This window comes from Micromonospora sp. CV4, from assembly GCF_003667455.1.
Taxonomy (GTDB): Bacteria; Actinomycetota; Actinomycetes; order Mycobacteriales; family Micromonosporaceae; genus Micromonospora.
Window position 1 is genome coordinate 1 of the sequence record NZ_RCVI01000179.1, and the last position, 22777, is coordinate 22777.

The 22777-nt window shown below is 68.0% G+C and carries 18 protein-coding genes and 2 tRNA genes; 11 read left to right on the top strand and 9 right to left on the bottom strand.

Going from position 1 to position 22777, the window contains the following annotated elements; translation table 11 throughout:
* The first annotated feature begins 528 nt into the window (after positions 1–528).
* A tRNA-Ser gene (locus EAD98_RS04735) sits at positions 529–619 on the top strand.
* A 35-nt stretch (positions 620–654) separates the two neighbouring features.
* A tRNA-Arg gene (locus EAD98_RS04740) sits at positions 655–727 on the top strand.
* Between the two features lie 1851 nt (positions 728–2578).
* Here EAD98_RS04740 and EAD98_RS04750 read toward each other — a convergent pair.
* Together EAD98_RS04750 and EAD98_RS04755 are read right to left on the bottom strand one after the other, a co-directional pair.
* Entirely contained in the window at positions 2579–3502 is a 924-nt protein-coding gene (locus EAD98_RS04750) for a hypothetical protein (RefSeq protein WP_233583716.1), read from the bottom strand.
* 1868 nt (positions 3503–5370) lie between these two features.
* A complete protein-coding gene (locus tag EAD98_RS04755) occupies positions 5371–5595 on the bottom strand; it encodes a GntR family transcriptional regulator (protein ID WP_121652851.1) in 225 nt (74 codons plus the stop codon).
* Between the two features lie 235 nt (positions 5596–5830).
* On the opposite strand from EAD98_RS04755, the gene EAD98_RS04760 reads away from it, so the two are divergent.
* Positions 5831–6067, top strand: a complete 237-nt coding sequence (locus EAD98_RS04760; RefSeq protein WP_121652852.1) for a hypothetical protein — start codon at positions 5831–5833, stop codon at positions 6065–6067.
* Between the two features lie 25 nt (positions 6068–6092).
* Here the strand turns inward: EAD98_RS04760 and EAD98_RS04765 are convergent, their stop codons facing one another.
* Both EAD98_RS04765 and EAD98_RS04770 read right to left on the bottom strand, forming a co-directional pair.
* Positions 6093–6851 carry a class I SAM-dependent methyltransferase gene (locus EAD98_RS04765; protein ID WP_121652853.1) on the bottom strand — a complete coding sequence of 253 codons (759 nt, stop codon included), beginning with the start codon at positions 6849–6851 and terminating at the stop codon, positions 6093–6095.
* A 153-nt stretch (positions 6852–7004) separates the two neighbouring features.
* The gene (locus EAD98_RS04770) at positions 7005–7868 is read right to left on the bottom strand and encodes a helix-turn-helix domain-containing protein (RefSeq protein WP_233583717.1); all 864 of its coding nucleotides are present in this window, start codon (positions 7866–7868) and stop codon (positions 7005–7007) included.
* Positions 7869–8076: 208 nt separating this feature from the next.
* Between EAD98_RS04770 and EAD98_RS04775 the strand changes: the two genes are divergently transcribed.
* Positions 8077–8946 (top strand): aldo/keto reductase family oxidoreductase, encoded by an 870-nt coding sequence (locus EAD98_RS04775; RefSeq protein WP_121652855.1) that lies wholly within the window; start codon positions 8077–8079, stop codon positions 8944–8946.
* 111 nt (positions 8947–9057) lie between these two features.
* Here EAD98_RS04775 and EAD98_RS04780 read toward each other — a convergent pair whose 3' ends face one another.
* From EAD98_RS04780 to EAD98_RS04790, 3 genes are all read right to left on the bottom strand, one after another.
* Complete coding sequence (locus EAD98_RS04780; protein ID WP_121652856.1) at positions 9058–10686, bottom strand: peptidase; 1629 nt, start codon at positions 10684–10686, stop codon at positions 9058–9060.
* A 94-nt stretch (positions 10687–10780) separates the two neighbouring features.
* Positions 10781–11296 (bottom strand): hypothetical protein, encoded by a 516-nt coding sequence (locus tag EAD98_RS04785; protein ID WP_121652857.1) that lies wholly within the window; start codon positions 11294–11296, stop codon positions 10781–10783.
* Positions 11277–12098 carry an inositol monophosphatase family protein gene (locus EAD98_RS04790; RefSeq protein WP_121652858.1) on the bottom strand — a complete coding sequence of 274 codons (822 nt, stop codon included), beginning with the start codon at positions 12096–12098 and terminating at the stop codon, positions 11277–11279. The genes EAD98_RS04785 and EAD98_RS04790 overlap by 20 nt, the downstream gene beginning before the upstream one ends.
* 173 nt (positions 12099–12271) lie before the next feature.
* Between EAD98_RS04790 and EAD98_RS04795 the strand changes: the two genes are divergently transcribed.
* Together EAD98_RS04795 and EAD98_RS31465 are read left to right on the top strand one after the other, a co-directional pair.
* The gene (locus EAD98_RS04795; RefSeq protein ID WP_233583718.1) at positions 12272–12859 is read left to right on the top strand and encodes a hypothetical protein; all 588 of its coding nucleotides are present in this window, start codon (positions 12272–12274) and stop codon (positions 12857–12859) included.
* 565 nt (positions 12860–13424) lie between these two features.
* Positions 13425–14906, top strand: a complete 1482-nt coding sequence (locus tag EAD98_RS31465; RefSeq protein WP_368666148.1) for a cellulose binding domain-containing protein — start codon at positions 13425–13427, stop codon at positions 14904–14906.
* A gap of 69 nt (positions 14907–14975) precedes the next feature.
* Here the strand turns inward: EAD98_RS31465 and EAD98_RS04805 are convergent, their stop codons facing one another.
* Positions 14976–15647 carry a hypothetical protein gene (locus tag EAD98_RS04805; RefSeq protein WP_121652861.1) on the bottom strand — a complete coding sequence of 224 codons (672 nt, stop codon included), beginning with the start codon at positions 15645–15647 and terminating at the stop codon, positions 14976–14978.
* A gap of 32 nt (positions 15648–15679) precedes the next feature.
* Between EAD98_RS04805 and EAD98_RS04810 the strand changes: the two genes are divergently transcribed.
* The 4 genes from EAD98_RS04810 to EAD98_RS04825 all read left to right on the top strand — a co-directional run bounded on the left by EAD98_RS04810 (position 15680) and on the right by EAD98_RS04825 (position 21450).
* Entirely contained in the window at positions 15680–17047 is a 1368-nt protein-coding gene (locus tag EAD98_RS04810) for a HupE/UreJ family protein (protein WP_233583719.1), read from the top strand.
* A 142-nt stretch (positions 17048–17189) separates the two neighbouring features.
* Entirely contained in the window at positions 17190–19163 is a 1974-nt protein-coding gene (locus EAD98_RS04815; protein WP_121652874.1) for an FN3 domain-containing metallophosphoesterase family protein, read from the top strand.
* Between the two features lie 93 nt (positions 19164–19256).
* Positions 19257–20333 (top strand): DUF916 domain-containing protein, encoded by a 1077-nt coding sequence (locus EAD98_RS04820; protein ID WP_121652863.1) that lies wholly within the window; start codon positions 19257–19259, stop codon positions 20331–20333.
* A 145-nt stretch (positions 20334–20478) separates the two neighbouring features.
* A complete protein-coding gene (locus tag EAD98_RS04825) occupies positions 20479–21450 on the top strand; it encodes an NADP-dependent oxidoreductase (protein WP_199723288.1) in 972 nt (323 codons plus the stop codon).
* Positions 21451–21456: 6 nt separating this feature from the next.
* Here the strand turns inward: EAD98_RS04825 and EAD98_RS04830 are convergent, their stop codons facing one another.
* Positions 21457–22242 carry a TioE family transcriptional regulator gene (locus EAD98_RS04830; protein ID WP_121652864.1) on the bottom strand — a complete coding sequence of 262 codons (786 nt, stop codon included), beginning with the start codon at positions 22240–22242 and terminating at the stop codon, positions 21457–21459.
* Here EAD98_RS04830 and EAD98_RS04835 point away from each other — a divergent pair.
* On the top strand, positions 22241–22759 hold the full coding sequence (locus EAD98_RS04835; RefSeq protein ID WP_233579173.1) for a DUF6194 family protein: 519 nt from the start codon (positions 22241–22243) through the stop codon (positions 22757–22759). The genes EAD98_RS04830 and EAD98_RS04835 overlap by 2 nt on opposite strands.
* Positions 22760–22777 lie beyond the last annotated feature (18 nt).

The following is a 22777-nucleotide window of genomic DNA, read 5'->3' on the forward strand; positions in this document are numbered from 1 at the left end:
GTCAGGCGGCGCACCGCCCGGCTGCTGTGGGCTTTCCTCGGGTGCTCGCTCGGCTGCCGGAGCCGCCGCGATGTCCGGGTCGGCCGGCGCGGCTGCCTCCTCATTCCTGCCGGTCGCATTCCTGTCGGTGACGGGGACGGCCTGGTGGGGTAGGGGGCGGTCCGGCTCCGGTGGTTGGAAGAGGACCGCGGGGGCAGGCTTGGCCCGTCGGGGGCGCTGGGTGCCGGTGGTGGCCGGTGCCGCTGGCGGGTCGGACTCCGGTGCCGCCTTCTCCACGGACTGCTCGGGCGCCGTCGGCGGAGTGAAGGTTGGCCGTGGAGGGCGCCGGCGCGCGCGGTCAGCAGGCTCTCGGCGGGTCGGCTCGGCGGGCGGCTGCTCCTGCATATCGATGGAGCGTAGTCCCGATCACGCTGACGCACAGCGCGGAAACACGGGGCCGGCGGTCCCGGTGGGCGTACCTCGGAAGTCGCTTTGCTCCCGGTGGGTGGCGACCTGTATCCTCGGGCGCGGTGGTCTACGGGCCACCAGGGAGACTTCGCCTAGTCTGGTCTATGGCGCCGCACTGCTAATGCGGTTGGGGTCTTAAAGCCCCTCCCGGGTTCGAATCCCGGAGTCTCCGCGCGAAAGCCGGGTGTGTACACTGGCTGAGCACCAGCGCCCGTAGCTCAATGGATAGAGCATCTGACTACGGATCAGAAGGTTAGGGGTTCGAGTCCCTTCGGGCGCACAAGATCAAGAGGCGTTTGACCTGCAACAATAGGGGTCAGGCGCCTCTTGTTGTTCGTTTCTACGGGTGGCATGTTGCTCGATTGGTGATCGTACGACGAGCGTGGCCTGCGTCCTGGCCTGTCCTCTCGGTTCGCAAGGGGTCCGTCGCTTCCGAGTCGCACCTGCCACAGACGGTTTAGGAAACCAATGCTCTATCCCCTGAGCTACAAGGGCGCGAGGGCCTCGTCTAGCGACCTGGGGGTTCACCCGGGGGGTGGCAGGGAGTGGGCGCGTTCCCCCACGTTCCTCGGACCGCCGTTCTCCCAGCCCAGCACCACACCCGGAGCACACGAATCCCGGTTTGCGACCCGCGGCAGTGGCTCGCGTTGGCACCGGTTGCCGAAACTGCTTGGAATCTCTGCGAGCAGCACGAAGCTTCTCCGCCTGGTCGGCTCGCCACGGCGCCTGTTATCGGCCTGAACTCCCGGCCGGGTGCCCAAAAGCCGCCCAGTCAGAGTCGGCGGCGCGGGCGGGGCGACTCGGTGTCGAGCCCTCACGGTCGGTGCCCGGCGGGGCGAGTCGGTGGTCGACGACCGCGCCCAGGACGCGTGGGGCGTGCAGGGTGAGAACCAGGACCCGGCCGGGCTGTCGGGCCTGCCCCCCCAGCAGTCTGGACCTGGGTGACGAGTGCACTGGCGGTCGGGCCCGAGGAGGCGATCGGGGCCCGGCCCGGCGAGTCCGGCACCGAGATCGACGACCGCCCGCAGCGCTGACACTGCCGTTCACGGGGAAGTTCGGCGCTGAGGCATTTGACGCAGGGAAATTGATCTATACCGCGCCTGGCGGAGGCAGTGGGCCCTGGGCCTCCCGGGCCGGGGTGCTGTGCTGCTGGTGGCTTATGTGATCAGCTCGTTAGCAGAAGCCCTCACCGAGCCATGATCACAATCCCGGACTGGAGTACTAGGCCAACTCCTTGGCACCCCCTTCCCTTTACGCGTTCCCAAGAGAGCTGCTATTCCGTGCAATTGCATGACACGCAGAGCATGATCGTTATACCACTCCCTTATGCCGTCGACATTCAGTGGTAGGCAAGCAGGTACTTATGACGAGGGTGCTACAGGCTGACAGTCCCTGCCGCGCCGAGTAGGCGCACCGCTGACTCGATGCAAAGCCCCCGGATACATACTTCCAAAGGGTTGGACTCGGGGAATAGGAGCTGCCCGTCCCGCTGTCGCCAAGCCTTCAGTAGATCGGAGGATCTAACCCATTCAAGCTGAGAATAACTGTGACTCTGGCTTCGAAGCGCGTCCACACCCGAGTCGCAAATTGCGAGAATGGTCAGCATGAGAGTATCTTCGATCTCGTCTTCTGTCCCTGTTGGATCATCGACTTGGCCCCGCATGGCGAGCCGGAAAGCGCATCGCCCGTGCACGTCGCCTTTGTCGAGCAGCGTGCCGTCGACAATCTTCTTTGTAAGGAGAGCTTCGAGCGCGTATCCGACCTCCGTGGACGATGAGCCCGGCCTCCCGAAGGTCCCCTTACTCGCCTTCAATTGCCTCGTCTCCCCATCTGCAACGCCTCCCGATTGTTGAGTTGCCCAACGGAGAGGTACGCGCATGGTGGGCACACTAACCACTCCTGGATGGCGAGCGTTGCCCTCAGTGCTCCGGACGCCGACCAAGACCATCTCTGGATCGGTAGCGGGGACCATTACGAGACCAACTACTGCATGGAGTCTCTTATCGCGCGTTCGACGCCGAACCGCGGAAACGTCTTCTCGAATCCTCATAGGTCCCTCATTTGATGGCTGTTCAATCCACGTATTGCAGTTAACTCTAGGGGGTCAGCCGTGCGGCTATCGTCCGCGCGTTCAATCTCCACTAGACAAAGGCCGCACTAACACAGTAGTACGAAGCCACTCCTCGCGCTGCGTCAACAGACGGTTTAGTCGGTCATGGTACGCCTCTGTGTATAGGTCGGACTGGCTAACTACCAGTAGATTATCCCGGTCCCAGTCCTCCGCCGCGACTAGTTCATCGAAAGGATCATGACGGTTAAGTATCAACTCGAACACGGCAAAACCTAGCTGGGAACCGTCAGGCCTCGTAGAAATAGTTTGGTATCCGCGGAAGTGGAACCGATCCTCTGAGACATCGAGGCCACAGCAGATGAATATTTCTCTTTGGGCCGCTCGCACAAATGCCTTTATCGGAACCCCAAGCGGGCCGTTGGTTCTCGTGGCCTGCCACATTGCATCAGTGGCGGCATCCACATGCCGGTCAGCAAAAACAGGAACGCCTAGCCCTGTCGCTAGGTCTTCCTCGAGGAGCCGGCTAGTAATTAGCGAGTACTTTCCGAAGGAGTCGGTGTCCGAAAATTCATTCCGCTGCCGGAGCATAATGACAGGACCGCGATTAGTATTCGCGCGGATTACAACGGCGGCCACGGGCATGCAAGCAGGTCGGTATTGAGATGCCGTGCCGTACGGTTCGAGCCCATTTACTACCAGGTAAGGTGCTTTCTCGACATCCCGTGTCCAGGGTACTGGCGTATCGTCGACAGCACCTGGTTCAACCACGTCGCAACGTACCTGGCGAATCGCAAGCTCTTTGCAACCCTCGATCAAACGCTGGTGCATGCTGCTCAGAATGGCGTAGTTGTCATCCGTCTCTTCCACTACAAGAAGAGGCAGCTCATTGCTTTGATGACTGGCGCCGACTGTCATCCAAAACTCTCTACGGCCTGTGCTGCGGACCGTAACATGCATCAGCATTTCGAGGAAATAGTGGTGCATGCCCGAAAGTTGTAAGGCCCGGCCAACTGCCGAGGACGAACTGGGCAGCGCCCGCGCGTGCTGGCGAGCGCAATTCCGAATTGCATCGACGGCTGACTGCCAATCCCGAACGATTGGCCCGAGCCCTGTCCCACTTCGTCCTGCTAGGACCATGGATGGCATGGGGGTAACGTAGTTTAGGGTGTCCCACGGGAAGTCTTTTTCGCTCTTCCGCACCTCGGCGGCGACTGTTGACATCGCAAGAACTACGCTGCGACTTGCGATTCCGCAAATTGAGATATCTTGGGCTTCACGCAGCATCCGCTCTAGCTCCGACCGCCGATTCGCCTCTGGCGGTCCCACTAAGTATTGACTGCGCCGCGGGACGCTCGACTTTGATGTGGCGGGTTTACCCAGCAACTGCTCAGTGAGCCGGAGATCTTCATTGCCTCTGCCGCCATTTTCGGCCATGTCACTTCCTCAAAGGTGAGACCGATACACGCGGGATACCTCTTGGATCATAAAGGTCCATTGGCGAAGAACTTCGTCCTCGTCAACGTCTGAACGTGCGACCGCGTTGGCTAAACTGAGACACGCCTCACGTGCCGTTCTGTCCCTCAGCCTTGCTGCTGTAAGCACCAGTCGACGGCGCACCGCCGAATCGGACTCGGTTAAGGCGCGATGCACGTTGATATCCACGAACAACGCTAGTATCTCGTCGCATCTGGCGCGTTGATCTTCCCTTCGCCGCCTTCGAGACTCCCCTGATCCCGCAATCATCGGCGCAAGGAGACCCGCGATTAGCCCTACTAAAGCCATGACTGCTGGAATTATGGCTGGAACGACGGGTTGGTTCATGGCCTCCCCAGACTGGTCCCGCGGGGCCTCGCAGACGAACAAGCTGCTGTGCCTACATTGCCGGTATCAAAGATACCGATTATCACACGTGACGAAGATGGAAGAATAGGTCTGATGGGTCCGTCACTGCTCGGTCGAACGCAGGACTCGGGTCTAGTTGACTACGGACAATATCCAGCAAAACGCGGCTCAGCAGGCCATTTGGTCAGCGGCGGCCAGCCGACTACCCGCGGGCGGCGTCCGGCCGACGCACCCGCTCACGCTGAACCCGACGCTACGCTTGGATGCAATGCCTAGGTCGATACGTCCAGGTTGGCGGAGCCTGATGTGCCCGTCCGATCGTGCTAGGTAGACGGCCAACCAAGGTGGCGCACCCCGCCGATGCGAGTTCGACCACCCAGTCTGGAGTCCACCGCCAACGCGGGTTGATCGCTGGAATGGGCGCGACCGTGGGATGCTGTCGCCGTCGTGTCTGCGGGATTTCGTATCCGGCTCGGGAACGTCGGCGCCTGAGCTGCCTACGAGGCGGATCCCGCAGAGTGCTCTGGACGCCGCGGGACCCAACGGCGTGACCCCGGCCGACGTACGCGGGGCCGGCGGTCGTTCGGTGCTCGTGTTGTGAGCGGACGTCCGAGAACTGGCGTGGACGTGCCGGTACCTGGCTGAAATCCGTCCCCTCCACGGCAGCTCGGACCATCGTTTCCGATGGGCGCACTGCCTGGACCTGCTGCTATCTGCCGGGACGTGCGCGATCCGAGGACGACAGGGCGCATCCGGTTCACGCACCAGCCGGAGTTCCTGCTCTACTTCTCCGCGCCGCCCGGCATGGAGCTCGTCAGGCCGACCTCACTACGGATCGACGACTGCCTGTCTGAGGATCAGAAGGTTAGGGGTTCGAGTCCCTTCGGGCGCACAGCAGATGAAGGGCCGTTTCGGGAGACCGAGACGGCCCTTTTCCGTGCGGTAGAGCAACGGTCACGCGGACTCTGTGCCGTTCATTCGCTCGCCGGAGTCCGGGAGTGCGTAGGCGGCTAGGGCTTCTCCGCGACGAAGACGCCGAGGCCCTGCCGACCCAGAAGCTCCCCGCCCTCGATCAGCATGTCCACAGCCTTGCGGACGGTGACGGGGCTGGTGTCGTACTGCTCGGCCAGCTCTCGGGTGCTGGGGATCTTGTCGCCGGGCTTGAGGAGGCCAGCGCTGATCCGGGCACGGAGGTCGTCGCGGACGACCCTCCACATCGGCTCAGCGCGAGGCATGGGCCAAGTTGACCACCCTCGAACTCAGGCCATACGAGAGGGCGCTACTTTACAAGCAATGCTTGTAAAGTGGGAGTATGGTGCGCCGCGAACTTCCCTTCTTGATTGAACTGGCCTGGGGCACGCTCGACGCCCACCGTCGGCGGCAGTGCTCGGACTGTGCTGCGGATGGGTGGTGCCCGAACGTGGTCCTCGCCCGAGCCCGGATCATCGCCTGGCGGGCGGTGAAGAACCGGTGAACCTCCAGGCCGGGGACCTTCTCCACATCACGAGAGCGGCCAGCGTCCAGTTCGCCACCCCGATCTTGTTCCGGCTCATCCGCGTCATGACCGACCGGATCACGTACGACGGGTGGGCCTGGATCGAGGGCTACCAGCTGGACGCCCGGGGCGAGGCGGTAGCTCGGCGGGAACTCCTCGTTCAGCCGGCCGGCCTCCGGAGGCTCTCACCGGCCGCGCCTCGTGGCCGTTGAGGCCCTGCCGCTCGGCCTTCACGCATCAGGGCAGTTCGAGCGTGAGCAGCGGCTCGGCGAACACGGGCGGCGGCGCGTCGGGGTGTGCGGCAACAACCTTCTCCAGGCGGCGGAATCCGACCTCCAGTTCGTCGGGGCCGAGCTGCGCGAAGAACGAGAGGGTACGCAGGCGCAGCCGTTCGAGCATGTCCGCGTAGGTGCCCGAGGACGGCTCGGTGACCGTGCCGAAGCTGGCGACGCGCCAGCCGACCGACGTGAACGTCTCGATGGCCTCGTGCAGCGGCTGGAACAGTGCGGCGTCCGCCTCGTAGCCGTTGGGGAAGTGCTCCAGCCACCACGGCCGCGGGTGGTGGTCGCTGAAGTTCGCGCGCAGGAGCAGCCGACCGCCGGGCCTGAGCACCCTGGCCAACTCCCGGGCGGCCCGGGGCTTGTCCTGGACGTGGTGCCAGGACAGGAACATGAGCGCGTAGTCGGCGCTGTCGGACGGCACGGGCAAGTCCTCGGCGGTGCCGGCCAGATAGCGCACATCGGGATGCTGGGACTGCGTCTGCGCAACCTCGCGCATGCGGACCGACGGCTCGACGCCGGTGACGGGCCCGAACGCTTCTGCCAGCGCGGGCGTGTACCTGCCAGTTCCTGAGCCGACGTCCAGCCCCACCAGCGGGCGCCGCTCGGGCAGCACCGCCGCGAAGGCGTCGATCCACACCTTCAGCTGCTGCCGGGTGAGCGCGCGGCCGCGCGCGTAGTCCTGGTGCTGCTCCGTGTCGTAGTCGATCGACCTCATCGCACCTCCCGCGTTGGCCGGAGCGACCGCAGATGCCGTCTCGATGTATCGCCCCGATACATCGAGACGATATTGGTCGGCGCGTCACGCCACAAGATGCCGGTGCGGGCGGTCAGGCGGCCGGCGTCACGGTTCTCGGCGCGCTTGGGGCTCTCAGGCTGCGGCGACGTCGGGTGCCGAGGCGTGCGTGACCGCAGTGGTGGGGATGCTCAGGGAGGCGAGGAGAGCCATCTTCTCCGCGCTGCTCGTGCCCGGTTGAGCGTGGTAGAGGACCAGCAGTTGGCCCTTGGCGCCGTCGATGCTGAGCTTCTCGCGATTGAGGATGAGCTCGCCGACCTGGGGGTGCTGAAGGCGGGTGGGCATGCCTTCGCAGGTGCGGACGTCGTGCCGGGCCCAGAGTTGCCGGAACCGTGGGCTGGACAGGGACAGTTCGCCGACGAGCTGGATGAATCGTGGGTCGTCGGTATCGGTGCCCACGGCTCTGCGGAAGCTGCCGACCAGGTTGGCGGTGGCCTGGTCCCAGTCGGGGAACATCGCGCGCTCGGCTGGGTCGAGGAACACGGCCGTGAGCCGGTTCTGGCCGGGCTCCAGGTTGGGCGACAGCGCGCGGGCGAGGTTGTTGGCGGCGAGCACGTCGAAGTAGCGGTCCTCGACGAACGCAGGTATGCCCACGACGTCGAGCAGCTGACGGATGCTGGCCGGTACGGTCTCGCGCCGGGGACGGCGTCGCCGGTGCCGGGGCCGTGGCGTGGCCAGGCTCAGCAGGTAGTCGGTCGCGGCGTCGTCGAGGCGCAGGACGCGGGCGAGCGCCTCGAGGACCTGGATCGAGGGGTTGCGGTCGCGGCCCTGCTCGAGTCGCAGGTAGTAGTCGGCGCTGATACCGGCGAGCATGGCGACCTCTTCACGCCGGAGCCCAGCGACACGTCGCAACCCGTCGGCCGGCAGGCCGACGCTGTCGGGCTGGACGAGCTCGCGGCGGGCCCGCAGGTAGCCGCCGAGCAGATTGTTGTCGCGCACCGTCCCCAGGTTAACCGCGTGGGAGGCGGACTGCCTGTCCCTGCCACTCCCAGGAACGGCGGGGCTCATCCTCTTTCACTCCGCTGGGCGCAGGGTGGAGCAGACACCCGTTGGCCGCCTTCCGGCGGCAGCGAGAAGCCCTCCACCGGGATCGGCTCCACGTCAGCAAGCCGGAGCCAGCCCGCGGAAACAGTGAGAGGAAGCTGTCATGACGTCAGGCACAGTTCACGGCGAAACGTTCCCGATGGGGGATTTGGTGGTCGGCCGGATGGGGTACGGCGCGATGCAGTTGGCCGGCCCGCACGCCTTCGGTCCGCCGGCCGACCGCGACGGCGCGGTGGCCGTGCTGCGCGAGGCCGTCGACCTGGGGATCAACCACATCGACACGGCCGACTTCTACGGCCCGTACGTCACCAACGAGATCATCAAGGAGGCCCTGCACCCGTACCGGAGCGACCTGCACGTCGTGACGAAGGTCGGATCGGTGCGGGACGCCGAGGGGAACTGGCTGAAGGCGTTGGCTCCCGAGCAGCTACGCCAGGCGGTGCGCGACAACCTGGATCACCTCGGGCTCGACGTACTCGATGTGGTCAACCTGCGCGTCGGCGGCTTCGACCGGCCCACCCCCGGCTCGATCTCCGAGCCGTTCGCCGCGCTCGCGCAGCTCCAGCAGGAGGGGTTGATCAAGCATCTGGGACTCAGCACGGTGAACGCCGAGCAGATCGCCGAGGCGCAGTCCATCGCCCCGATCGTGTGTGTGCAGAACTGCTACAACATCGCGAACCGGGAGGACGATGACCTGATCGACGCCCTCGCGGCGCAGGGCATCGCCTACGTGCCCTACTTCCCGCTCGGCGGCTTCTCCCCGCTCCAGTCCGACGTGCTGAACGGTGTCGCCAAGCGTCTCGGCAACACGCCGATGGCCGTCGCGCTGGCGTGGCTGCTCCAGCGCTCCCCGAACATCCTGCTCATCCCCGGCACCTCATCCGTCGCGCACCTGCGCCAGAACGTCTCCGCCACCGCGCTGACCCTTCCCGAGGACGCGCTGGCCGAGCTGAACGCCATCAGCGCCGGCTGAGGCGGCCGGTCCGAAACCACGAGGTCGTTCAGTCACCGAGCCGCTCCGTACCGGCGAACGCGACAGGGGCGGGCCCGGTTCGGCCCGCCCCTGTCGCGTGAGTGGTGCTGGTCAGTCGCGCGGAGTCTGAAGCACGACCCGGCGACGGCGGAACAGCACGAGCAGCACGGCACCGAGCGCGAGCACCGCCGCACCGGTGCCGGCGAGGGCCGCGGCCGGAGCGCCGGTGACGGGCAGGCCGCCGCCGGAGCCACCGTCGTCACCGTTGTCAGCCCCGCCACCGTTGGCGCCGTTGGTGATGACGATCCGGGCGGTGTTGTTCTCCGGCTTCGACTCGGCCGCCGAGGTGACGCTGCGGGCGACGATCGTGCCGTCGGTGCCCGGAGCAGACTTGATCTTCAGCTGCACCGTCGCCTTGATCCGGCCGTAGCCGGACGCCGTGGTCGGGAACTGGCTCTCGAAGTTGCAGCGGAGCTTCGCCGACTCCGGCAGCGTCTGGTGCTCGGTGCCATCGGTGTAGCACCACTTGGCGGGCAGCAGCACCGTGCCGGTCGGCGCGGTGATGAGCACTGACGGGCCGCCACCGTCGGAGGGACCGTTGTTGACGACCTCGTAGGGGAGGTTGACGGTCTGCCCGACGGCGCCCTTGACAGCCGGCGCCGTCACAGCGACGTCGAGGGTGTTCTTCTTGGTCCAGATCGCGAAGCCGGCGTAGTTGTCGGATTCGTCGAGTTCGCGTTGCGCGGAGCGCTGCTTGGCGAGGTCGCCCTTCGCCTCCAGCTTACGAACGGCATTGGCGAACGATGGTCCCGTGCCCTTGGCGCGGGTGCTGTTCTTCGCCGCGCGTTCCGCGCCGGCCAGTGCGACGTTGACCGAGCCGTAGATACTGTCCGGACCGCTCAGGTTGCGGCCGAACGTGAGGTTGAACAGCGACGAGCCGGTCTCGTCGTCGAAGAGCAGCAGGCCTTCGCCGGGTTCGAGGGCCAGCGGGACGACGCAGCTGACCTTGCTCGGGCCGTACACGTACGGCAGGCCGGTGTTCTTCGGGTAGTAGTTGGTGTAGGTGCAGTCGCTGTACCGCTCGACGAACGTGGCACCGGTGGGAAGACTGATCCGCACGGTGAAGTCCGTCGCGGCGGTGTCGCCCTCGTTCCCGACGCCCGCGTACAGCGGAACGGTGTCGCCGGAGCCGACCGGGTTGCCCTTGGCGTTCAGATCCTGCGCGGCGGCGACCAGATCCGGGCCGGACGCGACCACCGTGACGGGGAACGACCCGGTGTCGTTGCCCGGGGACATGTCGTCTTCGACGCCGTCGATGGTCACGGTCACCGACCCCGCGTCGCCGGGAGTGGCACCTGTCTTGCTCGCCAGCGAGAGGGGATGCAGGGCGGTGGTCTGACCGGCCTCCAGCACTCCGACCGTGCAGGTGACCTTGGTGCCGGCCAGCGTGCAGACGTCGGTCCAGTCGGGGACGGTGGCGGTGACCCGGTCGGAGACCTTGCTCAGGTCGAGGGTGACGGTCACCCCGGTGGCGGTGGCTTCACCGTAGTTGTAGACGGTCATGCCGACGGTGGCTCCGTTGTTGTCGACCTCAGCAACGGGCTCGCTGTCGAAGGAGACGAACAGGTCGGGCAGTGCCTCGGCGGCGGAAGCTGCCGGCGGGGTGCTGAACAGGGTGGCTGTCGCCAGCACTGCTGCCACTGTCGCGACCCGAGGCCAGGTGGCCTTCTTGCGATTCATGTGCTCTCCGGTGAGGGATGGTGGGCCCGCACCCTAGCTGATGGCCTCAGATATCTCTGCCCTCCTCCGCGGGCCTGGCACATCCGGCGAGCTTTCAGTCCTCCAGTTCGATGATGGGTCGGTCGCTGACCACCGCCGTCAGGATCATCGGGGCGTCTCCGTCGCACTGGTTGACGGAGACCCCGACCCATCGGCCGCTGACCGCGAGTGGCCCCCACACCGCCAGGTCGCCGTAACAGTCCACACTGCACAACGCCTGGAACACCGTCGGCATGGGTTCACCCGCCTGATTGCGAAAGAGCGGCACCCGCATGGAAACCCGCCGGTGTGGTCCCCACCGGCTGTCGAGTTCGCGTACGACGAGGGCGAGGTTTTCCGCCGCGGCCTCCTCCGCCTCGTTCCACTCCGGTCCGTACACCCCGGTCAGCGCGTCGCTCTCCCAGAGTGGCCGGATTCGGAAGCCCTCGCCCACGGTGGCCGTCCACTCCCCGGTGGCCGGGTCTCCCTCGCTGACCGTCGCGCCGGCTGTGGGCAGGTCCCCGGCGAGCAGCGCCTCGATGTCCGACACGGCTCGGTCGGTCGCGTACGCCTCACCGGCCCGGCTGGTCACCGCGCGACTCCTTCCACTGCTGCTCGACGAGCGTCAGCAGGGCGGCGTGCGTCTGCTGGTCTGCCGCCGCGATGAGCCCGCCCACGCCGGTGTACAGCGGTTGTCCCTGAATACCGGTCACCACGCATCCCGCTGCCTGGCACAGGGCGATTGCAGCGGCGAAGTGCACGCTGTCCCGCATGTCGCTGTCGGTCACGTACGCGGCTCGGCGGCCGGCCGCCACCCAGGTCGCCGCCAGGCTGGTGGACACGACGCGCGGGCGGAACCGCTCGACGAACCCCGGGTCGGCGAGCAGCCGCGCAGCCCGGAACTCTGGAGCGTTCAGGAACGGTGGATCGAGGTTGATGTCCACCAAGGCCGACTCGGCCGACGGTTTGAGCTGCTCGTCCACGCCGTCGCGGCGCACGTACGCCCGAGTGCCGTCAGTCCAGAACGTCTCGTCGGCGAACGGATCGGCGGTGGCCGCCGCGGTGATGGTCGAGCCCGTCCGCAGCGCGACGTTCACTCCGACCAGCATGGTGCGTGCGGCGTAGTTCAGCGTGCCGCACAGGGGGTCGACCAGCCACCTCCGCTCGGCGGCGTCGGTGCCGGTGCGTCCGCTCTCCTCACCGGTGACGGCGTCCTGCGGGCGGGTGGAACTGAGAACGTCGAGGATGACCTTTTCCGCTTCGATGTCCGCGGCAGTGGCGAAGTCTCCCCCGGATTTGTCGAAGCGCGTCAGCGAGGCCCCGTACATGGTCCGCACGACAGCGGCTCCCGCCTGTGCTGCCGTGATCGCCACGTCTTCGTCTTTGATCGACATGCGAGCAGGATGACACGGTTGCCGCAGCAGCGTCGTCCGGTGGATCGCCGATCCGGGCGGGACGGCCGCAGTCGTATCTCCTTCTTGTGAGGGGACCTCAGGGTGGGCTTCTCCGGGGCCGGTACGGGGATTTCCTGATGGAGCGCCACCCGCCGTCCTGCCAGGCTGGGGCGATGACCGACACCGAGCTACGGGTCTCCCGCCAGCCGCTCCGTCTGGTACGGGCGGCGGCCGTCGGCGCCCCCGTACTCCTGATGCTCTACGGCATCCTGCGGATCATCGACGGCCTCGACGGCGACCACGGCCCGGGTTGGGCGTGGGACCTCGGCCATGCCCTGTTCCTGGTGGCGTTCGTGCTGTTCGCGAGCTTGATCGTCGGGATGCGGCGGCTGCTCGCGTCCGCCGGTGTCGCTGGTTCCCGCAGCACCGGGCTCCGGGTGCTTCTGGACGCGGCGACGGCCGCCGGTCTGGTCGGCGCCGGCGCGTTCCTCTGGGTGATCCTCGGTGACCTCTTTCCCCGGTTGGGCGATGCCGCGGCACTGCCGGATCCGGCGATGGCGGCGGGGCCGCTGCTGTTCCAGTTCGGTCTGCTCACCCTGCTGGTACGGGCCGCGGTCGTCCGGCCACGGCTTCTTCCAGTCTGGGGTCCGCCGCTCGTGCTGCTCGGGTTCGTGTCGATCGCCGTCAACCTGGACCTGCTGCCGGTCGGCGGCGCGCTGATCCTCTCCGGACTTCTCCCCATCGGCCGGCAGGTCAACTGACGGTCGGGCGGAACGGCCCGCCCGGACGCGAGTGTCGATCACCGGGCCGGTCCGGTGCGTACGACCGGACGGCACGGATGCGCCCGAACAGCGGAGACGCTGCTCGGGCGCCGCTTTCGGCGGTGGTGTCGAGGGCTGGCAGGCGTACGTGTCGGAAAGTTTTCGATATCCCGCAACGCCCGGCCGGACCTATCTGCGGTGTTCGGTGGCGCCTCGGTTCCGGAGAGGTGCTGGTTGATGGCCCAACGGCCGCCGAAAGTTTCGGCAAGAACATTGACACCTTCCGATAGCTCGGCCAACACTTGACGAGGTCCGACATTCGTGATCATCGATCACGGATGTCATCACCCACCACCACCACACCTCGGAAGGGAGAGCCTCGGTGATCATCAGCTCGGGCCGTTCCAGGCCCCGATCGGTGGTCGTCGCGCTGGCAATAACAGCGCTCACGGTCGCTGGATCGGCAACGGTAATCGCGAGAACGACCACCGCAGAGGCCGCCGCCGGCGGCGGCACCGCGGCTGCGGCTGCGGCTGCGGTCGAGGACGAGGGTGCCGACTGCGCCGTGTCGGGCCTGCCCGACCTGGGCTCCCTGCCCACCAACGCCAAGCTTCCCGACCCCTTCAGGAAGCTGAACGGCACGACCATCTCCACGAAGGCCGACTGGCGGTGCCGCCGGGCGGAGATCAGGGAACTGGCGGAGAAGTTCGTCTACGGCGAGAAGCCCGCGAAGCCGGCGACCGTCACGGGGACGGTCTCGAACACCACCCTCACGGTGAACGTGAACCACAACGGCAGGAGCGCCAGCTTCTCGGCGAGGGTGGAGCTGCCGAGTGGTTCCGGGCCCTTCCCGGCCGTCGTGGTCGTGGGCGGGTTCGGCGCGGACACGGCCACCATCAAGGCCGCTGGGGCCGCCGTCATTAGCTACGACCCCCTCGCGGTCGGGCGCGAGGGCACACCCCGGAACAACAAGCAGGGCGCGTTCTACAGCATCTACGGCTCGTCGAGCAGCACGGGGTTGCTCGCCGCCTGGGGCTGGGGCGTGAGCCGGATCATCGACGTCATCGAGCAGTCGGACGGCCGGATCCTCAAGGCCGACGCGATGGGCGTGACGGGTTGCTCCCGGTACGGCAAGGGCGCCTTCGCGATCGGTGTGTTCGATCAGCGCATCGCCCTGACCATGCCGATCGAGTCGGGTAGCGCCGGCGTTCCCATCTTCCGGGGCATCCCCGGGGAGGGCGCCCAGAGTCTGAGCAGCGCGTACGGCGAGCAGCCGTGGCTGGGGGACGCGTTCGGCTCGTTCACCGGCAGCCCGAACAGGCTCCCGGTGGACACGCACGAGATGGTGGCCATGGTGGCGCCGCGCGGGCTCTTCATCATGGACAACCCGCACATCGCCAACCTGGGTCCCCGGTCCGCGAGTGTGGCGGCCCTGGGCGGTGCGGAGGTCTACCGGGCGCTCGGCGCGGGCGACAACATCTCCTACTGGTCCGATGTCCAGGACGGTAGCCACTGCGCCAACCGGCCCGAGTGGCGCGATCCGCTGCAGAAGAACATCAGGAAGTTCCTGCTGAAGGCCGGGAACGACCCCGGGGTGATCAGGATTTCGAGCAGGGCGCTCGGCCGGCTGGCCGACTGGCGGGACTGGCAGACGCCGACCCTCACCGACGGCCCGACCACGCCGCCGCCGACCACGCCGCCGCCGACCACGCCGCCTCCGACCACGCCGCCTCCGACCACGCCGCCTCCGACCGGTGGCGGCTGCGCGGCGACGGTGTCGGTCAACCAGTGGACGGGCGGTTTCGTCGCCACGGTTCGGGTGACCGCGGGCTCAACGCCGGTCAACGGCTGGACAGTCACCATGACCCTGCCGCCGGGCGCCAACGTCACCAACGCCTGGAACGCCAACCGCAGCGGGGACACCGGAACGGTCCGGTTCACCAACGTCGGTCACAACGGCTCCATCGCACCCGGCCAGTCCGCCGAGTTCGGCTACCAGGGCGCCGGAACCGGCGGGGGGATGACCCCCACCTGCTCCACGCCCTAGAGCTTCAGGGCCCGGTGTGCAGGCCGTGCGCCGCCACACCGGGCCCGGGAGGCGGCGGACCACCCCGGGTCACTCGGTCTGGTCGAGCCAGATCACGATCCCGGTCAGGTCGCTGAGCACGGCCGCCACGCCCGCCCGGATGGCGGCCGCGCAGCGCTCGGCGGTGAACGAGCCGGGGTCGTACGTCGAGGACGCGCCGAGCCCCTCACCACGGAACGACGCACCGGACCAGTCGACCGACGTCACGTTGTGGGTGGGCTCGGCCAGCTCCGCTCCCACCACGAGGAACTGCTGTTCCAGGTGGCTCGGGGTGACCAGCGCAAGGGCGTCGATGAGGTCGTTGCCCGCGCTGACGATGAGGTCGGGACGCATCCCCATGGCCTTGGTGATGCTGGGAACGGCGTCGTGGGCGTTCCCCGCGACGATCTTCCTGAGATCGAGGTGTTCGTCGTCCGCCCAGCCCTCGACGGCCGTCACGAGAGCCTTGGTCGGCTGGTCGTCGCCGGCGGTGAGCAGCACCACCCGGTAGTCCCGGGCCGGGTGGACACCGGTCCACGAGTCGGGCCGCGGCCGGATCGTCCCCTCCGGAGCGGGCGTCGTGGAAGGGTCGACGAACCCCGGGCCGAGGGAGCCGATGGCGGTGGGTCTGGGGCGCGGCTCTGACCAGTCGTCGCCGGAGCTGCATCCGGTGACCAGCGCGGCGGCGGCCAGCACGGCAACAGCCCGAAGCGGGGGGCGCAAGGCGATCGTCCTCCGGAAGGTGGCGGAAAAGTGTGCGTACTTCTTCGTATTCCTATCCCAGTTCCGGCCACTTCCGATGCACGGGTCGCCGCTGCGGGATTTTGTTTTCCATCGGTTCGTCGGCGGGCGGGCTCGTGTTCACCAACGGCGTGCAGCGTGCACTGGCCAACCGAGGGAGTCGCATGTTCAGGCGCGTCCGCCATACCGTTATCGTCATTCTTGTCGGGATCGCTGCGGCGGTTATCCCTTTCCTGGGCGCCGGTCCGGCCTCCGCCCACGGCTTCTCGTCGACCGTGTACACAAAAATCACACCGGGAGACGAGGGTCACATTCGCACGGCAGTGGAGCTCGAATACGACCTTCTCGTCGTGTCCGTCGCCGATTCCGGTGCCGATGATCCGCTCTTTCAGGAGGGAACGGCCGCGTTCGAGGCGGGTGACTCCGACGCGCAGGCCGCGGCGTTGCGCAAGCACGCCGAGACGACCCTCAGATACGTCGCCGACCGCTTCACGGTCACCGCACGGGATGCGGCGTGCCAGCCCGCGCAGGTGGGCGACGCGACGATCGGCGAGCGCGAAGGCGTGCCGTACGCGAACCTGCTGCTCGACTGGGCCTGTCCCCAGCGGACCGACGAGCACGAGGTGCGCAGCGCGCTGTTCCCGGACGACGAGGGCTACGTCAAGGGCACCAAGACGATCGTCACGTACGAGATCGACGGCCGTTCGGGCAGCGCGGCTCTCGACGCCGGCAACCCATCCTTCTCGACCGCCCAGTCCTGGCAGGAGCGGTTCGGCGAGTTCTTCCTGCTGGGCGCCGAGCACCTGCTCTCCGGGATCGACCACCTCCTGTTCCTGCTGGCGCTCATCGCCGGGTCGCGGCGCCTGCGCGAGATCGTGCTCGCGGCCACGAGCTTCACCCTGGCGCACTCGGTGACGTTCATGCTCGCCGCCCTCGGCCTGGTCGAGGTGCCGGCCAGGGTCGTGGAGCCGATCATCGCGCTGTCGATCGCCGTGGTCGCCGGCTGGCACCTGTGGGGGATCTGGCGGCGCGGCGACCACGCCACCGACCTCGATCCGGCGGGCCGCGGCCACTTCAGCCTGGACCGCGCCGGGTGGATCCGCCTCGGCGTCGTGTTCTGCTTCGGCCTTGTGCACGGCCTGGGATTCGCGGGCGCGCTCGGCATCGACGAGGCCTGGTCGTGGACCCTGTTGTGGTCCCTGCTGGTGTTCAACGTCGGCATCGAGGTCGTCCAGCTGACGATTATCGCGGCCGTCTTTCCATTGCTGATCGCGTTGCGCCGTCGAGCGCCGAAAGCCGGCCTCTGGGCGACCGGGGCCATTTCCGCCGGCGTGTCCATTATGGGGTTGGTCTGGTTCGCGCAACGCGTGTCGGGGTCGTGAGCAGGGCTAAGTAATGCGCGACGTGCAGCCATCCGCAAGATCACGTTCATGGCTGGTTCACCCTGCGGCGAAACCGTGAATACGCTTCCCCATCGTCGGGAGCGGATCATCCATTTCTCTATTTGAAAAGGGAACAATGTCGATGACATTGAGCACCTCGACCCGGGCCTCCGGGCTCGTGCGGCGGCGTGTGGTCGCCGGGGTCGCAGCGGGATTCCTCGGGATCTCCGTAGCCATCGGTAGCGGCCTGACGGCCACCGCCAGCGCGGCCGAGGCCACCACGATCACGGGCGTCGTCCTCGGCGTCGGCGCCAACGAGACCCAGCGCGTGGTGACCTGGTACTCCTCCGCCGACACCGCGCAGAAGATCCAGCTCGCCCCGACCGCCGAGATCGTCAATGGCGAGTTCCCGGCCAGCGCCCTCAGCTTCGACGCCGTCGGCGCTGCGAACACCTCCACCACCGGCTTCAACCGCCACGCCACCATCACCAACCTGCGCGAGAACACGGCGTACTCGTACCGGGTCGGTGCCGAGGGCAGCTGGTCCCCGGCGTACGCCTTCAAGACGCAGGACTTCGAGGGCGACTACGACTTCCTGTTCTTCGGTGACCCCCAGATCGGTTCCTCGGGTGACCGGCTGAAGGACCAGGCCGGCTGGGAGGAGACCCTGAAGGTCGCCACCGCGGCCAACCCGAACACCGAGCTGCTGGTGTCCGCCGGCGACCACGTCGAGAGCGCCAACGACGAGGGCCAGTGGACCTCGTTCCTGGCCCCCGACCAGCTGCGCCAGTACCCCCTCGTCGCCACCATCGGCAACCACGACGTCGGCGGCAAGTCCTACGAGCAGCACCACTTCACCCCGAACACCGATCGCTCGTCCCAGTACTACAGCGGGGACCCGTCGACCCGGTCCGGCGGTGACTACTGGTTCATCCACAAGGACGTGCTGTTCATCGACCTCAACAGCAACAGCTACGCCAACCCCGCGGACGGCTCCGCCGGTGGCGACGCGGCGCACGTCGCGTACATCACCGACGTCATCAACAAGCACGGCTCCGAGGCCAAGTGGAAGGTGCTGGTCTACCACCACTCCATCTACTCGCCGGCCAGCCACGCGACCGACAGCGACAACAAGCAGCGGCGGGAAGACTTCACCACGGCCTTCTCCAACCTCGGCATCGACATGGTGCTGCAGGGCCACGACCACAGCTACACCCGCAGCTACTCCATCAAGAACGGCCAGAAGGAGAACCCCGCCGAGCAGCCCGGTGCTGCCGACGTGTTTCCCGGCCCGGGTGGCGTCATCTACGTGACGGCGAACTCGGCCTCCGGCTCGAAGTACTACGACATCAAGAAGCCGGACAGCACCGGCACCGGCATCCGTGGCAACGGCCCGGACCCGCTGGACCCGGGCAAGTACTGGTACAACTCCGTGCAGAACCAGGAGCACGTCCGCAGCTACGTCAAGGTGCAGGTGCGCGGCGACAAGCTGGTTCTGGCGAACGTCCGCAGCGGCACCTGCGCGGCGCCGAACGCGGCCGTCGAGAAGGGCCTCACCTGCACCAACACCGCCGAGGGTCAGCCGGTCGGCTCGATCGTCGACAAGGTGACCGTGCACCCGTACCAGGGTGACGGCCAGGCCATCCAGGTCAACGTGCCGAACCCCGCTCCGGGTGAGTTCGGCTGGACGATCGACGGCTACAACGGCCTGGTCGACCTGGGCACCGCGCAGGAGCGCGACGGCACCTACTTCGAGGCGAACGGCAAGATCAACCCGATCCTCGTGTCGGACAGCCGTCGTTCGCTCGCTCCGTGGTCGATCTCGGCCAACGTGGGTGACTTCCAGGACGGCGACAAGACGTTCGCCGGCTCCTACCTCGGCTGGACCCCGTACGTGCTCGACGGCGGCGCGGGTGCCGAGGCCGGTGCCCCGGTCCTGTCGTCCTTCGACGACCAGGGCAAGGGCCTCTCGGTCTCCAGCGGCCTCGGTGCGGCCGCGCAGGGTCACCCGCGAGGTGGCGCCAAGCTCGGCGCTGACCTGGATCTGAAGATCCCGGACAGCATCGCGAAGGGCAGCTACCGCACCACCCTGACGATCACTGCGCTGAGCAGCTGATCGGACGCCCCCTGAGCTGGCGGGGTAGGCATCTTCGGGTGTTTACCCCGCCGCTCGTTCCGGAACGAAACCAGACCGCCTGAGGACCCCGAGATGTCGACGACCCCAACGCGCCGGAAAACGACCGTCGCCGCCCTGCTCCGTACCGCCGCCGCCCTGCTCGCCACCTCCGCCGTTGCCGGCCTGGCTTCAGGTCCCGCGCTGGCGGCCAAAGGCGACGTCGCCTGGACGGTCCGAACGGCCTCCAACAGCTACGGCGCCGCCCGGTCCAGCTTCAGCTACGCCGTGAACCCCGGTGGACGGGTCGAGGACGCGATGGTCGTCGCCAACCGCGGACCGGTCCCGCTCAGTCTGGCCGTCTACACCGCCGACGGCTTCACCACCGGCGCGGGCCAGCTCGACCTGCTCGCCAAGGACGGGAAGTCCGTGGCGGTCGGCGCCTGGGTCCACGCCGACTCCGGCAGCGTCACGATCCAGCCGGGCAAGACCGCCCAGGTCCCGTTCAAGATCAATGTTCCGGACAACGCCACGCCCGGCGACTACGTCGGTGGCATCCTCACCTCGCTGACCCAGGCGGACCAGGCCGAGGGCATCAACGTGGATCGGCGCCTCGGCATCCGGATCAAGTTGCGGGTCGGCGGCGAACTGAAGCCGAACCTCGCGATCGAGGATCTGCACGTCACGTACGGCGGAACGCTCAACCCGTTCAGCCGGGGCGACGCCGCGGTCACCTACAAAATCCACAACTCCGGTAACGCCGCCCTCTCCGGCCAGCAGGCGGTGTCGGTCTCGGGCCCGTTCGGTTCACTGCGGGTCGGAGCGGGCGACATCACGGCACCACCGGAGCTGCTTCCGGGTGAGAGCTGGACCGTGAAGGTGCCCGTACGCGGCGTGGCGCCGGCCGTGTGGTTGGCGGCGACCGCAACTCTCACGCCCCGGCTCACCGACGCATCGGGCTCCACCACCTCGCTCAAGCCGGTCCAGGCCACGACGCACGGCTGGGCCCTGCCGTGGATGCTGACACTGGTGCTCGTCGTCCTGGTCGCCGCACTCGTCGGGGCGATTCAGTACCGACGCCGCAACCGGGTCCGGCACCGGACGCGTGAGGAGGCCCGGGTGCGCGACGCCGTCGAGCAGGCGCTGCGCGGCCAGGAGCCTCGGACGTCCTGAGCGCGCCACCGGCCGTCCCTCGGTGACGGGCGGCGGCCGAGCGTCGTCGGTCGCCCTTGTGGGTGAACGCTGCTCAGCCCCGGACCGGGCCCCTCCCGCAGCCGGCATGCTGCGACGGTGATGCCGGCGCGGAGAGGGAATCCACATGGCTGACGGGGATGTGCCCGAGCGGATGCAGGTTGCGGCCTTCGACGAGTTCGGCGGGCCGGAGGTGATCAGCCTGCGGATGCTGCCGGTTCCGGAGGTCGCCGACGACGAGGTGCTCATCAAGGTGTGGAGCGCCGGCGTCGGGGTGTGGGACGCGTACGAGCGCCAGGGCGTGCTGGTGCCCGAAGGCTCCGAGTTCCCGATCGTGCCCGGCTCCGACGGTGCCGGGACCGTGGTCGCCGCCGGCAGCCAGGTGAACAACGTCGCGGTGGGTGACCTGGTCTACGTGTCCGCCACCACCAGGCCGAAGGGCGGCTTCTACGCCGAGTACGCGGTGACGAAGGCGCAGTACGCCGCGAAGCTGCCCGAGGGTGTGCCGGCAGAGCACGCCGGCGCCATGCCCACCGACGCGTTGACCGCCCTCGCGGGGCTGGACACCCTGAGCCTGCCGGCCGGCGCCTGGCTGCTGATCTTCGGCGCGAGCGGCGGGCAGGGCCACCTCGCCGTCCAGTTGGCCAAGCGGCTGGGGCTCAACGTGATCGCGGTGGCCTCCGGGCGGGATGGGGTGACGCTGGTGACCCGGCTCGGCGCCGACGTGTCCCTCGACGGCCGCGGCGACCTCACCGAGGTGCTCGCGCGGATCCGGGACGCCGCCCCGGAAGGGGTGAACGGCATCCTGGCCATGGCCGGCGGCAAGACGCTGGACCGGCTCACCGAGGCGCTTGCCGACGGCGGAGTGGTCGCGTACCCACACGGTGTGCAGCCGGAGCCGCGCGAGCGGCCGGGCGCGCAGGTCCGGGCGTACGACGGTGTGGCCGACCAGGAGCAGATGCGGCGCCTCAACGAGCTGATCGAGACCGCCCCGTTCCAGGTGCACGTCGCCGAGACGTTTCCGCTCGGCAAGGTGGTGGAGGCCCACCGACGGCTGACGACGTCCTTTCCGGGCAAGTTGCTGTTGACGATCCGCTAGAGGTGATCACGGCCCGGCCGTCGCCAGGTAGCCGGCGAGGTGACCGGCAGCCACCAGCATCGCGCGTCCGCGGGTGGCCAGGCGCTGCCGCCAGTCGTGCAGGGACGCCGCCAGCGGACCCGGACCGTCGGCCGCGCGTACCTGCCGCATCACGGTCGCGATGTGGTCCAACCGGTAACCGCCCCGGCGCAGGAGATGGGCCAGCTCGGCGTCGCGGACGTCCTCGGGGCCGTACTGCCGCTGCCCGGAGGGGTGGTCGCGCGCCGGGGACAGGACGCCGGCCCGTTCCCACTTCCGTAGCGTCGCCGGTGTCACGCCGAGCCGGTGGGCGAGGTCGCCGACGGCCAGCGGCCGGCCGGGCGGGGTCGGTGCCGGTGCGGCGGTGAGCACCCCGATGGTCGTCTCGACGGCGTCGAGCGTCTCGCGGTCGCGCAGCAGTTGCGCGTGGCTGGTGTCGACGGCGCGCAGGGCGGTGTCCAGGTCACCGCGAACGGCGGCCCGCATGATCTCCCCGCCCGTCGCGTACCCGTGCGCCGCGACGAGCGCCAGGTACGCGCGCAGCGCCGCGGCGTGCACCTCGGTGTACGCGCGGTAGCCGCTCGATGTGCGCCGGGCGGCGGGCATGACGCCGTCGTTCTCGTAGTTGCGGACGGCCTGGCTGGAGATGCCGTGCTGGCGGGCCAGGTCCACCGGCCGGTAGGCGCGTTCTGCTGTTTGAGAGTTCAGCTCGGACTCCGGTGTCGGTGACGACGAAAGTCTCAACGGGTGGTTCAACGATACGGTGAAGGTCATGGCTTCTTCACCCATGCCCGCCTCCTGGTCGTTCGACCTCGGCGCCGACGACATCGCCGAACTCATCCTCGCCCTGCCCGAGGTGGCCGTCGTCCTGGCCGACGAAGCGTCCGGCGCCCCACGGTCCAGCTGGGGCGACCGGTTCTTCTTCGTCGGGCCGGACCGCCGCCGGCCGTTCGCCACTCTCGTCGGGCAGGACACCGCCGGCTTCGACGAGGACTCGGACCTCGACCGGCCCGGCGTCTTCCGGCTCAGCCTGGACCTCGGCCGCGAGGGGTTCGAACGCCGGTTCGGCTACCCGCCGGCGCAGTTCGCCGAGCATCGTTCCGCGGTCGACTTCACCGCCCTCGACCAGGTCGTTCCCCATCCCGCGTACGGCACCCACGGGTGGGCGTGCGTGCTCAACCCGGGCCCGCGCAGCCTGGCCGAGGTCGACCGGTTGCTCGCGCATGCCCATCACCGCGCGCTGCGGCGGCACCGACGCGCGCTCGACCGCCAGCACCGCCCGACGGACTGAGCCCGCCGCCGGCCGGCT